Origin of the sequence: Pilosibacter sp. YYHA0881, from assembly GCF_051602715.1 — a bacterium.
Classification (GTDB): domain Bacteria; phylum Bacillota; class Clostridia; order Lachnospirales; family Lachnospiraceae; genus Alitiscatomonas; species Alitiscatomonas aceti.
This window is the reverse complement of record NZ_CP175657.1, coordinates 3,111,816-3,123,813: the sequence shown is the minus strand read 5'-3', so window position 1 is coordinate 3,123,813 and position 11,998 is coordinate 3,111,816. Positions and strand designations below refer to the sequence as shown.

The following is an 11,998-nucleotide window of genomic DNA, read 5'->3' as shown; positions in this document are numbered from 1 at the left end:
TCCCCAGTAACGGCAAAGGAGAGGGCAGTGATATGCTCCTCTCCTAGTATGTGATCCTTTTCTCTTTTCAGCCTGTCAGTTTTTAGATGACGTTTCGTTCTTTCAGCAGCTCCCTCTTCTTCTTTTCCGCCAGCCGCTTCATTTCCCTTGCATTTTCAAGCACCGCGCCTGTGATCTCCGCGCCGCCCAGAAGCCTTGCCAGCTCCTCGGTCTGCTCCTCTTTTCCCAGCTTATGGATCCTGGTGGACGTTTTTCCATTTTCCACGGTTTTTCTGATCTCAAAATGGGTATCAGCCATGGCCGCGATCTGGGGCAGGTGGGTGATGCATAAAACCTGGTGCTTTCCGGCAATATAGGAAAGCCGCTCTGACACCTTCTGGGCTGTGCGCCCGCTGATGCCGGTGTCGATCTCGTCGAAGATCAGTGTGGGGATATCGTCCGTATCCGCCAACACCGTCTTGATGGCCAGCATGATCCTGGAGAGCTCGCCGCCGGAAGCCACCTCTCCCAGCGGTCTGGGCGGAATGCTGCCTGGATTGGTGGAGATCATAAATTCCACCTCGTCGGCGCCCTGGGCCGTAAAATGCTCCAGATCCCTCACATCGATCCGGAAATCCACATGGAGGAAATTCAAGTCCATGAGCTCTGCCCCGATCCGTTCCTCCAGGACCCGGGCCGCACGCTTTCTGGCCTCCGAAAGGGTCCCGCAAAGCTGCTCCATGGACCGGGTCTGGGCTTCAAGCTCCCTGGATGCCAGCGCTGCCAGCTCTTCATAGTTTTCCAGCTCCTGAAGGCGTTCCCTTTTTTCCTCCAGGCTTTTTAAAACGGCTTCCTCCGAATTTCCATACTTGGCCATCAGGCTGCGGATCCGGTCCAGACGCTCCTCCGTCTGTTTAAAGGTTTCCTCATCGAACTCCATTTCATTCATATAATCGGAAATGGACCGGGCCACGCCGTTTAAGATGTCCTCTGCATCGGAAAGCTCTTTTAAAATATCGTTTAAATTTTCATCATAGGCGGCGGCGTTCTCCACATGCTTCACCGCACGGCCCAGATCGGCTCCGTCCACAGCCATAAACGCCGTCTGCATGGCCTCGGCGATCTTCCTGCTGTGGGAAAATTTCCGGCAGACGGCAGAAAGCTCCTCCTCCTCTCCCGGGCGGATGGCCGCATTTTCGATCTCCTGGATCTCAAACCGCAGAAAATCCGACTCCCGCTTTCTCGTCTCCTCATCCAGATGGAAGCCCGAAAGCTTCTCTCTGAGGGCCTGATATTTCCGGTAACCTTCCTCCACGTCTCTTTTCAGATTTTCCGTTTCATTCCGGGAATATTCGTCCAGGATCTCCAGATGCTTCTGCTTATGGAGAAGAGACTGATGCTCATGCTGTCCATGAATGTCCAGGAGAAGTCCGGTGACGGCCTTAAGCCTTGCGGTGGTCACCGTCTCGTCGTTGATCCGGCTGACCGTCCTGGACGGGGTGATCTTTTTAGAAATGATAAGGAGGCCGTCCTCATCGGGCGCGATGTCCAGGGCCTCCAGAGCGTTTTTTTTCTTCTCATCGTCCACGGAAAAGGCCAGCTCCACCAGGGCGCTGTCCTCGCCCTGGCGGATCATGTCCTTCGACGCCTTTCCTCCCAGCGCCAGACCCACAGATCCGATGAGGATGGATTTTCCTGCTCCGGTCTCTCCGGTCAGTATATTAAGCCCTCCGGTAAACTCCACCTCGGCCTTTTCGATCAGGGCCAGGTTTTTTACGTGTAAGCCCAGCAGCATTCCATCACCTCAATTCTGCTCATTCAGGATCTTTTTCAGCTTATCCATCAGAAGGATCGTATCGTCCACAGTCCTTACGGCGCACATGATGGTATTGTCTCCGGCCACGCAGCCCACGATCTCGTGGAAGCCGATCACATCCAAAGCCTCTGCCACCGCCATGGCCATGCCGGACACAGTTTTAATGACCAGGATATTCTGGGCCATATCCATGGATACGAAGCAGTCCCGCAGGATACGGATATATTTCTCCCCGAAGTCCCTCTGATGCTGCATCACCGAATAGCACTGACGGCCATTTTCCTTCTGCACCTTCGTAAGCTTCAGCTCCCGGATATCCCTGGAGACCGTGGCCTGGGTCACATGGTATCCGGCCTCCTTTAAATAAGAAGCCAGCTCCTCCTGCGTCTCGATCTGGTACTTGCCGATCAGCTCTACGATCTTGCTGTGTCTGTCTACCTTCATGTCTGTTACCCCTTTCCTGTAACTGTTTCGTATCCCTCTGGTTACAACGTGCTCTGCCTTTTCCATCCGCGGCTCCGGCCCCGGCCGGCTCCGCCCTCTTCCCCTATGCGTCGTACATCTTGTGCTTTAAGATATCCAGGAATGACCGGTCGTCCAGCTTCACTGCCCGGGTCACCATCTTGGACCGTTCGATCTCAATATAATCCCCACGGGTCAGCGCCACCTTGGTTCCCCCGTCAAAGGCGGCTGCCTGGCACCCTTCATTTTTTTCCGATATCTCGATCCGGATCCGGCTTTCCGGTCCCAGAACGATGGTCCGGGACGTCAGTGTATGAGGGCACACCGGCGTCAGGATCAGAAGCTCCCCGTCCGGCTGGGCAATGGGGCCCCCTGCTGACAGGTTATAGGCCGTGGAGCCCGTAGGTGTGGAGACGATCACCCCGTCGGCACTGTATTCATACAGAAACTGGCCGTTGACGTAGATCTTAAATTTCAGGACACGCATGTCCCCCTCCCGGGCCAGTACGATATCGTTTAAGGCAATATGGCTGGCCTCCGGTCTTCCCTTGTGGTATATCCTGCCTGTGAGCATCATCCGTTCCTGGATCTCATAACGGTCTGAAAGCAGGGCATCCAGAAGCTCCTCCAGGTTGCCCCCCTTTCCCATCTGGGTCAGATATCCCAGATCCCCCAGGTTGATGCCCACAATAGGAAGGCCTGTACCCGCCAGATCCCTGGCCGCCTGGATAAAGGTCCCGTCTCCGCCCAGGGTGATGACACACTCCGTATCCTCCGGAACGTCGGAAACGGATGTAAACCGTTTTCCCTTGCTGAACACGCCTTTGGAGGTCCTGAAGGTGCATCCATGGTCCTCCAGATACCGGGTGATCCTCGCACCCATGGCTTTTGTATCTTCTTTATCTTCGTTGACAATGATATAAAAATGTTTCATATGCTGCTCCCGCCGGAACTCCTAATCCAGCGTCTCATGTGCCTGGTTTACGATCTCCTCCGCATCAATGGAGCTGTTTTCGTAAACGTTTCCGCCGGCATCGTTTCTTAAATGCAGAAGGTACTCAATATTTCCCTCCGGTCCCTTGATGGGTGAGAACTCCAGATGCAGGGCCTCGAAGCCGATGCTTCCTGCAAAAGCCGCCACCATGCGGATCACCTCCAGGTGGACGGACCGCTCCCGGACCACTCCCTTTTTCCCGACCTTTTCCCGGCCCGCCTCAAACTGCGGTTTAATGAGGCATACCACCTGGCCGTCCGGCTCCATAAGGGCCTTCACCGGCCCCAGGACCTTGGTAAGGGAGATAAACGATACGTCAATGGAGACGAACTGGATCTTGTCCGGGATCTCCTCCGGGGTCACATACCGGATGTTGGTCTTTTCCATGCAGACCACCCGCGGGTCGTTCCTGAGCTTCCAGGCCAGCTGTCCATGGCCCACATCCACAGAATAGACCTTCACAGCCCCGTTCTGCAGCATGCAGTCGGTGAACCCGCCGGTGGACGCTCCCACGTCCATGCAGATCTTCTGATCCAGGGTCACGCCGAAATGGGTCATGGCCTTCTCCAGTTTTAAACCGCCCCGGCTCACATATTTTAAGGTGCTCCCCCTGACCTCGATCTTTGCCGTCTCCTCAAACATGGAGCCGGCCTTGTCCTCCTTCTGGTCATCCACATAGACGATCCCGGCCATGATCACCGCCTTGGCCTTCTCCCTGGACTCCGCCAGATTCTTTTTTACTAACAGCACGTCTAACCGTTCCTTCATGGATCCTGACGCTCCTTCTCTGTACTATTTGGACAATCGAAACTGTTCTGTATTTTCATATTTCCATGACTGTCATATGGATCTAAATATTCCGTAAAGATCCGTTTGATCACCGAATCGCTGTCGATCCCCAGCATTTCCCGTAAGAGCGACACGTTCCCATGCTCCACATAGGCGTCCGGAAGAGCCACCTGGATCACATGGATCTCCGGATGGTGTTCATGGATGTACCGGGTGGCGCACATGCCCATGCCGCCCCGCAGCACATTTTCCTCCAGGGTGACGATCAGCTTATGGCTCCTGCACAGCCGGTCGATCATATCCGTGTCCAGAGGCTTTACAAACCGGGCGTTGACCAGGGTACAGGAATATCCTCTGGCCTTCAGCTTTTCCCTCACATGCTCTCCGGTGCTGACCATGCTTCCCAGGGCAAAAAGAGCGATGTCCTTCTCCTCAAAAAGCATTTCTGCCTTTCCGTATTCCACCGGCGCGTCGAATTCGGAAAGGCCCCGGTAGGCCTGTCCTCTCGGGTAACGGATGGCCAAGGGACCGTCAAAGCCCACGCCGAATTCCAGCATCCGTTCCAGCTCCCACAGATTTTTTGGCGCCATGATGCTCATTCCGGGAACCAGGCTTAAAAACGAGATATCAAAGATCCCCTGGTGGGTCTCCCCGTCGCTGCCCACAAGACCGGCCCGGTCGATGGCAAAGAGCACCGGAAGCTCCTGGATACAGACATCGTGGAGGATCTGATCGTAGCCTCTCTGTAAAAACGACGAGTACACCGCGACCACAGGCTTTAAGCCCGCTGACGCCATTCCCGCTGCCGAAGTGACCGCATGGGCCTCGGCGATCCCCACGTCAAAAAACCGGTCCGGGAACTGCTTTGCAAACCTGGAAAGCCCCGTGCCGTCGGGCATGGCCGCCGTGACTGCCACGATCCGTGGATCCTTCTCTGCCAGCTCGCAGATCTTTTCCGAAAAAACATCCGTATAACCCGGGAACTGCTTTTTCTTTAACGGCTTTCCCGTTTCAATGTCAAAGGGATCCACTCCGTGGAACCGGGAGGGGTTCTGCTCCGCCGGGCCATAGCCCTTTCCCTTGGTGGTCCGCACATGGACCAGGACCGCATGACGGACCCGTCTGGCCTCCTTTAAGACCTGGACCATTTCCTCCACATTGTGGCCGTCCACAGGCCCCAGGTAGGTGATCCCCATGTCCTCGAACAGCATCCCTGGCACTAAAAACTGCTTGATCCCGTTTTTAGCCAGGAAAAGGCCGTTGACCATGGCCTTTCCGATCACCGGCACGGACCGCAGGGTGCGTTCCACCTTAAGCTTCAGATCCGCATAGCCCTCTCTGGTACGGACATTGCTCAGGTACCGGGACATGCCGCCCACGTTTTTTGAAATGGACATCTCGTTGTCATTTAATACGATAATAAAATTTTTCTTCAGCTGGGCCGCATTGTTCAATGCCTCATAGGCCATGCCGCCCGTTAAAGCGCCGTCTCCGATGATGGAGATGACCGAATAGTCCTCGCCCAGGATCTCTCTGGCCTGGGCAATTCCCAGGCCTGCGGAAATGGAGGTGGAGCTGTGGCCCGTGTCAAAGGCGTCATAGGGGCTCTCCTTCCGTTTTGGGAAGCCGCTCATGCCGCCGAACTGGCGCAGATCGTCGAAGCCGTCCTTTCTCCCGCTGAGGATCTTATGGGTATAGGCCTGGTGGCCCACGTCCCATATGATCTTATCCTTCGGAAGATCAAAGGCCAGGTGCAGGGCCATGGTCAGCTCCACGACTCCCAGGTTGGAGGCCAGATGACCGCCTGTACGGCTGATCTTTTCCAGCAGAAACTGCCGGATCTCCTGCGCCAGCACCGGATACTCTTCCGCTTTCAGCTTCTTGATATCCGAAGACTGTTCTATCTTTTCCAGAAGCATTCCGTTCCTACTCCTTTAAGTCCTATTTCTCCCGGTCCACCAGGGTCTTAATGAGCGTTCCCAGGAATTCCTTATCTCCCGGAAGGCTGTTTAAAGCGTCTGCTGCCCGGTCTGAGAGTGTTTTTACTTCTGCCTTTGCCTTTTCCAGTCCCTTTAACGTCACATAAGTGGTCTTTTCATTCTTTTCATCGCTTAAGACCGGTTTTCCCAGGACCTCTGCGGTGCTCACCAGGTCCAGGATGTCGTCCTGGATCTGGAACGCCATTCCCACGTCGGCAGCGATCCGTTCCACCGTTTCCTCTTCCTCTTTTCCGGCTCCGGCAAGCACCGCCCCGATCCTCATGGACGCCTCCAGGAGCGCCCCGGTCTTTAACCGGTAGATAAAGGAGAGCTGCTCCTCCGGAACCGGCTTTCCTGTCAGCTCCACATCCACCGTCTGACCGCCGATCATTCCATAAATCCCGGTCTTTTCTGCCAGGATCCCCATGGCCCTGGCCACCCGCTCCGGATCTCCGCCCAGGGACAGCGCCTTAGCCGCCGTCTCAAAGGCAAAGATCATCAGTGCGTCTCCAGCAAGCACCGCCATATCATAGCCGTACACCTTCCAGGTGGTGGGCTTTCCCCGGCGCAGCTCATCGTTATCCATACAGGGCAGGTCATCGTGGATCAGAGATGAGGTATGGATCATCTCAATGGCCGCCATAAAGGGCAGGATCTCCTTTCCCTTTCCGCCGAGCATCCGGTATGTCTCCATCATGAGAAGGGGACGGAGCCGCTTGCCTCCGGCCTTTACACTGTAATTCATGGCCTCGAAGATCGTCTTCTGGAAGCCCTTTTCCTCCGGCAGGTACGCATACACCGCCGCCTCTGTTTCCGCCGTTTTCTGTTCCAGTAATTCTTTAAAACTGCGTTCCATCGTCCTCTTCCTCCGCCGGTCCTCCGCCCAGGACCATGATCTGCTTTTCGATCTTTTCTATTTTCTCATTGCAGCTCTTCACCAGCCGCATGCCTTCCTCATAATTCTTAAAGGCATCCTCTAGGGAGCCCTTTCCGCCCTCCAGGCGGCCGATCAGATCGTCCAGGGCCGCAAACGTTTCCTCTATGGTCATGTCTGCTCCGTTTTTATCCAGTTCTGCCATCCCGACTCCTCATTCCTTTCCGTTACCAGGGCCGAAAGCGTTCCGTCTGCCACCTGTACGGTGATCCCGCTCCCCGGCGGCGCCTGCTTTACAGAGCCCAGCCGTTTTCCCTCCTGATCCTCGATATATCCAAAGCCCTGGCTCAGCTTTCTCAAAGGAGAAAGCCCCCAGAGCCTGCCGCTGGCCTCTGCCAGCCTTTTTTTGTCGTTTTCCATCCTCCGGTCCATGGCGTGGGAGAGGCGTTCTTCCCGGCTCTGGAGCCGTGACCGGTTCTCCCCGGTGCGGGCGTCCATGATCCGCTCCAGCCGTTCCTCCTGGTCCGCCAGCCGCTGCCTTTTTTCCCGGATCACATGCTGGGGATGGTAAAGCCGGATCTTCAGCTCATCCTGGCGCAGCCCTCCCTTTACCTGATCCAGGAAAAAGCCCATCTCCCGGGAAAGCTTCCGCTTTCTGGCTTCCAGATCCGCCGCAAACCTGGCGTAATCAAAGACAGCCAGCTCTGCCGCTGCCGAAGGCGTAGGGGCTCTTAAGTCCGCCACATAGTCGGCAACGGTCACATCCGTTTCGTGGCCCACTGCAGAGATCACCGGCGTTTCACAGGCAAAAATGGCCCGGGCCACCTCCTCCTCATTGAAGGCCCACAGATCCTCGATGGAGCCGCCGCCCCGGCCTACGATGAGAACGTCCAGTCCCATGGCGTCCAGGGTACGGATCCCATTTACGATGCTCTCCCTGGCTCCCTGTCCCTGTACCAGGGCCGGATAAAGGATCAGCTGCACATAGGGATTCCTCCGCCTGCTGATATTGATGATGTCCCGGATGGCCGCCCCGGTGGGGGCTGTCACGATCCCTACGGACATGGCATATCTGGGGATCGGCCGCTTATACTGGGCTGCAAACATCCCCATCTCCTCCAGCTCCCGCAGAAGCTTTTCAAACCGGACGTACAGGTCGCCCCGGCCTGCCAGCTCGATCTCCGACGCGTAAAGCTGGTATCTTCCGTCCCGCTCGTAAACGTCAACGGTCCCCTTGACCACCACCTGCTGGCCCTCTGCCAGACGAAAGCCCAGCCCCTTTCTCTGGCCTGCGAACATGATGGCTGAAAGGGTCCCTCCCGAATCCTTCAAGGTAAAGTAAATGTGGCCGGAACTGTGATATTTACAGTTGGAAACTTCCCCCTTCACCGAGATCCGGCGAAGAAGGAAGTCCTGGACAAACATATTTTTGATATACGAATTCACCTGCGTGACTGAATATACTCCCGCCATAGCTGCTCTCCGGCCTTGATTTTATTCGGATCTTTCTTCCACCAGCTTCGCCAGGATCCCGTTGACAAAGGCCGGGGCCCCGTCTCCGCCGAATTTCTTGGCCAGCTCCACAGCCTCATTGATGGCCACCTTCTCCGGGATCTCCTGATCCTCCTTCATCTCAAAAAGAGCCAGCCGGAGGATCGTAAGCTCAACCCGGCCCATGCGTCTGGTCTTCCAGCCCTCGGCCACCCCGTTGATCTTCTCATCCAGCTCCGGGATCTTTTTCATTATAGCCTCCACCCGGGCCTCCAGGGCCGTTTTATCCGCTCCCTCCAGGTCCACCTGGTGGAGCACCTCGTCCGCTCCGTCCTTTCCTGTAACGTCCTCCACCGGAGCGTCAAAATACCGCTCCAGCTGTTCCTCCTTTTCCTCTGCCGGATAAAAATCCTGGCAGAACAGCATCTTAAAGCAATGTTCCCGAGCTTCCCTTCTGGTCATCGGATTACCTCCATTTATAATCTGAACCGTTTCTTCGATTTCATTTTCTGGTCTTATCTTTCGATTATACATGAATCTGCATAGTTTCACAAGACCTTTATGTATACGGACGCAAAAAACAGTATCCCCATAGGACAGACGCACGGCGCTTCCTGGACACAGCAGGCAGACAAAAAAAATTTATTTTTTTTCAAAAAAAGACTTGCTTTTTTTGAAATCCATGGTATTATAAACAGGCTTGATGATTCGGCCTGTTGGTCAAGCGGTCAAGACGACGCCCTCTCACGGCGTAAACCCGGGTTCGATTCCCGGACAGGTCATACAGGAGCTTTATCAGAAATGATAAGGCTCCTTTTTTGTTTACGCGGGCAGCGGCCAAACGTCCGTGGCTGCACGAGACTCTGGAGGCTGCCGTGATCACCATGAGGAATCCACGCAGCGTGTTTCTTATGGTTTTTCCGCCGGGCTTCTGGACACAGGAAAAAAGCCGTCGCCCACAATTTCTGCGGACAGCGGCCTTTACGTTTATTCCTTACTGGTTTTCCTCCAGGCTTACGCCGGCGATCTTGATGTTCACATCCAGAACGATGAGCCCCGTCATATTTTCAATGGCGCTCTTTACCTTATCCTGGACCACCTCGCATACCTTGGGGATGCTGTACCCATACTTCAGATTCAGAGACAGGCTCACGGAAACGTGCTCCTCCGTTACATCCACCTTTACACCCTTGGAAAGGTTCTTCATTCCCAGCTTTCCAACCAGCTCGTTGGTGATGTTTCCGGCCATGGAGTCCACGCCTTCCACCTCTGTCGCCGCCAGGCCGGCAATGATTGCCACGACTTCGTCTGCGATCTGTACCTCGCCGATCTGATCTTTCTCATATACTTTATGACTGATTCTTACTGTATCCGCTGCCACAATGATTACCTCCTGCGATCATAGTTTTCCTACCATGTCCTCCAGACATTATACCATGTCCTTCAGGCATGGTACCCCTTCGGGGAATTGGGCGCCTGGATTTCTGCGGTGAACGCAGAAACCAGATGCGCGATGGTATAATGTCTGTTTCCAGACATTATACCATAACCACAAAACTTTGCATAGGCTTTTCCAGAAGATTTCTGCGGCGCGCATACAGGAACCGCCTTACTCGGCCAGATCCATCAGCGTGATCACGATGCCGTTGGCCCCCACCTCTGTCTTTCTTTTTACGATATCCTCGATCTGGGCCCGCTCCGGGTCGGTCAGGGTCACCGCGTTGACCACCACATCCACCTGGTCCTCGGTGATGCTGACCACCGGATCCACAAAGCCCTTGGCCCGGAGCAGGGTCTCCGCCGCATTTTCCTTTTCGGAGATCTCCGTCATCCGGATCATACTCTGGATGGCTGCCTGCTTTTCCGTATCCGGGGTCTGGCCGTTATTGATCAGCTCCATAAGCGTCTCCTTATTCTTCGCCCGGATCTGCTCACGGCTCAGCTGGACGCCGGCTATGTACTCGGACACACTGGTGCCTCCGGTGAGCACCGCCTCCCCGGGATTTTCAAGGCCTGCGGCCTCTGTTTCGCTTCCCGCCGGTTCACTGCTTCCCGCAGAGTCTGCCGCCTGTGTCTCCCCTCCGGCCTCTGCGTCCAGGCTTCCGGCGCTCTCAAGCTCCCCGTCCAGACTCTGGATCTCCTTTAAGGTACCGTCGTCCGCCCGGTTCACCGCCTGGTTTTCCGCCAGAATGTCCTCATCGGAGATCTCCATCATCCCCGCCTCAAACACATCCGAGCCCGCCACCTCCTTTTTTGCAGAATAATTTAAATATCCGGCTGCCGCGATCATGATCGCCAGCGTGGTGATGATCACCTGGTTTCTCCTGAATATCCGTTTCATTCCTCAGACTCCTTCTTTCACCCTCTTTAATACTTTTATCTTATGTGCCGGCAGCCCGAATAATGCTTCCATGGCCTCAGAAATTTCCGCACGCACACTGGCGTTTCCCCCGCCGTCAGCGCTGATGACGATACCGGCCACCTCCGGCGTCATCTCCTTTTCTACCACAGGCCCCTGGTTCCCGCCGCCCATGACGGTGCTCTCAGAGAGTTCCTGCTCCCTTACGGTGCGCCCGTCCTCTCCCTTTTCCTCTGTGGCTGAGGTCCTGGAATTTTTATCCACATGGAACACCCGCTCCTCCGAGGATTTCAGCACCACCATCACATCTGCCTTTCCTACGCCCTCTACCCGGTCCAGGAGGCCGGCGATCCGCTGCTCCAGCTCCTTTTCATACAGAGATCCGCCGCTGCCTCCGGAGACGGCCTGCGCCCCTCCGGAAAGGCCCGGGAGTTCCCCTTTCTCCGGCCCGTCCGCTGGCCCGTCCAGAAGACGGCCGGTTCCGCTCCGGTCCGTGTTTTCCATCCCTCCGCTTCCCACAGCGGCCGCCTCAAGGGATCGTTCCTTTTCTGTCCCCGGCATGGAAAGCACGAACAGCAGCAGCCCGGAGCAGAATACAAAGATCAGCTTTTCCTTATTCATCCTCCAGATCGATCCGGATCCGTCCTTCTTCCACTCCATAATACTCTCCTATCCTTATTTTCAGATTTCCGATCTCCCGGTTGGCCCTTCTGCGCCGCTCCAGCCCAGCCTCGCGGCCGTTTTCCTCCCGGCTCCAGGTTTCCGCTCCCTGTCCCCGGAAGGCCTCCGTATCCCCTTCCAGGGGCCCCGGGCTCCCGCTTCCGGGGATCCCCACGATCAGCTTCACCTCCAGCACTAAACCGAAGCCCGGACGCTCCGGATCCTCCTCCACCACTGCCTCTGCCTGTCTGCATTCCAGACCGGCACTCTCCGCCATGGTCATAAGATCCGTTTCCACCGCCCGCCGGTAGCTGTCCGCAAGCCGCTTCATCCGGGTCCCGTCCGCGTCGGCGATCTCCCTCTGTAAGAGCTTCACATCATTCTGGAAGGTGATCCGGCCAAAGGCCCCGGCCATGCGTTCCTCCAGCCCTGTAAGATCCCCCAGGGGCCCGAACACCAGGAGAATGAATACCATCCCCGTAAAAAGCCTCAGGTATTTTTCATATTTCCGGTCCGGAAGGAAGTTTAAGACCGTGGTCATCAGGATCAGATAAAACACCAGGCTGCGGATCCATTCATATACTGCTTCCAATCC

Annotated in this window: 13 protein-coding genes and 1 tRNA gene; 1 reads left to right on the top strand and 13 read right to left on the bottom strand. The window is 55.8% G+C overall.

The window, feature by feature from the left end:
- Window positions 1-82: 82 nt before the first annotated feature.
- From recN to nusB, 9 genes are all read right to left on the bottom strand, one after another.
- A complete protein-coding gene (recN, locus tag ACI6NM_RS14775; RefSeq protein WP_438500967.1) occupies window positions 83-1,774 on the bottom strand; it encodes a DNA repair protein RecN in 1,692 nt (563 codons plus the stop codon).
- Window positions 1,775-1,783: 9 nt separating this feature from the next.
- A complete protein-coding gene (gene argR, locus ACI6NM_RS14770) occupies window positions 1,784-2,239 on the bottom strand; it encodes an arginine repressor (protein ID WP_158358538.1) in 456 nt (151 codons plus the stop codon).
- Window positions 2,240-2,342: 103 nt separating this feature from the next.
- Window positions 2,343-3,191: an NAD(+)/NADH kinase gene (locus ACI6NM_RS14765; RefSeq protein ID WP_215653258.1), complete on the bottom strand. Its 849-nt coding sequence runs from the start codon at window positions 3,189-3,191 to the stop codon at window positions 2,343-2,345.
- 21 nt (window positions 3,192-3,212) lie between these two features.
- Entirely contained in the window at window positions 3,213-4,019 is an 807-nt protein-coding gene (locus ACI6NM_RS14760; RefSeq protein WP_215653259.1) for a TlyA family RNA methyltransferase, read from the bottom strand.
- Complete coding sequence (gene dxs / locus ACI6NM_RS14755) at window positions 4,016-5,959, bottom strand: 1-deoxy-D-xylulose-5-phosphate synthase (RefSeq protein ID WP_438500966.1); 1,944 nt, start codon at window positions 5,957-5,959, stop codon at window positions 4,016-4,018. The genes ACI6NM_RS14760 and dxs overlap by 4 nt, the downstream gene beginning before the upstream one ends.
- 22 nt (window positions 5,960-5,981) lie before the next feature.
- Entirely contained in the window at window positions 5,982-6,875 is an 894-nt protein-coding gene (locus tag ACI6NM_RS14750; RefSeq protein ID WP_438500965.1) for a farnesyl diphosphate synthase, read from the bottom strand.
- On the bottom strand, window positions 6,859-7,098 hold the full coding sequence (xseB, locus tag ACI6NM_RS14745) for an exodeoxyribonuclease VII small subunit (RefSeq protein WP_022273680.1): 240 nt from the start codon (window positions 7,096-7,098) through the stop codon (window positions 6,859-6,861). Before xseB ends, ACI6NM_RS14750 begins: the two co-directional genes overlap by 17 nt.
- Entirely contained in the window at window positions 7,065-8,366 is a 1,302-nt protein-coding gene (gene xseA / locus ACI6NM_RS14740; RefSeq protein WP_438500964.1) for an exodeoxyribonuclease VII large subunit, read from the bottom strand. Before xseA ends, xseB begins: the two co-directional genes overlap by 34 nt.
- A gap of 21 nt (window positions 8,367-8,387) precedes the next feature.
- The gene (gene nusB / locus ACI6NM_RS14735) at window positions 8,388-8,846 is read right to left on the bottom strand and encodes a transcription antitermination factor NusB (protein WP_158358532.1); all 459 of its coding nucleotides are present in this window, start codon (window positions 8,844-8,846) and stop codon (window positions 8,388-8,390) included.
- Window positions 8,847-9,094: 248 nt separating this feature from the next.
- Between nusB and ACI6NM_RS14730 the strand changes: the two genes are divergently transcribed.
- Window positions 9,095-9,166, top strand: a tRNA-Glu gene (locus ACI6NM_RS14730).
- A 212-nt stretch (window positions 9,167-9,378) separates the two neighbouring features.
- On the opposite strand, the gene ACI6NM_RS14725 is transcribed toward ACI6NM_RS14730, so the two are convergent.
- From ACI6NM_RS14725 to ACI6NM_RS14710, 4 genes are all read right to left on the bottom strand, one after another.
- Complete coding sequence (locus ACI6NM_RS14725) at window positions 9,379-9,765, bottom strand: Asp23/Gls24 family envelope stress response protein (RefSeq protein ID WP_022273632.1); 387 nt, start codon at window positions 9,763-9,765, stop codon at window positions 9,379-9,381.
- 228 nt (window positions 9,766-9,993) lie between these two features.
- Complete coding sequence (locus ACI6NM_RS14720) at window positions 9,994-10,725, bottom strand: SpoIIIAH-like family protein (protein ID WP_438500963.1); 732 nt, start codon at window positions 10,723-10,725, stop codon at window positions 9,994-9,996.
- A 3-nt stretch (window positions 10,726-10,728) separates the two neighbouring features.
- A complete protein-coding gene (locus ACI6NM_RS14715) occupies window positions 10,729-11,403 on the bottom strand; it encodes a stage III sporulation protein AG (protein WP_438500962.1) in 675 nt (224 codons plus the stop codon).
- Window positions 11,357-11,995, bottom strand: a complete 639-nt coding sequence (locus ACI6NM_RS14710) for a stage III sporulation protein AF (protein ID WP_438500961.1) — start codon at window positions 11,993-11,995, stop codon at window positions 11,357-11,359. The genes ACI6NM_RS14715 and ACI6NM_RS14710 overlap by 47 nt, the downstream gene beginning before the upstream one ends.
- Window positions 11,996-11,998 lie beyond the last annotated feature (3 nt).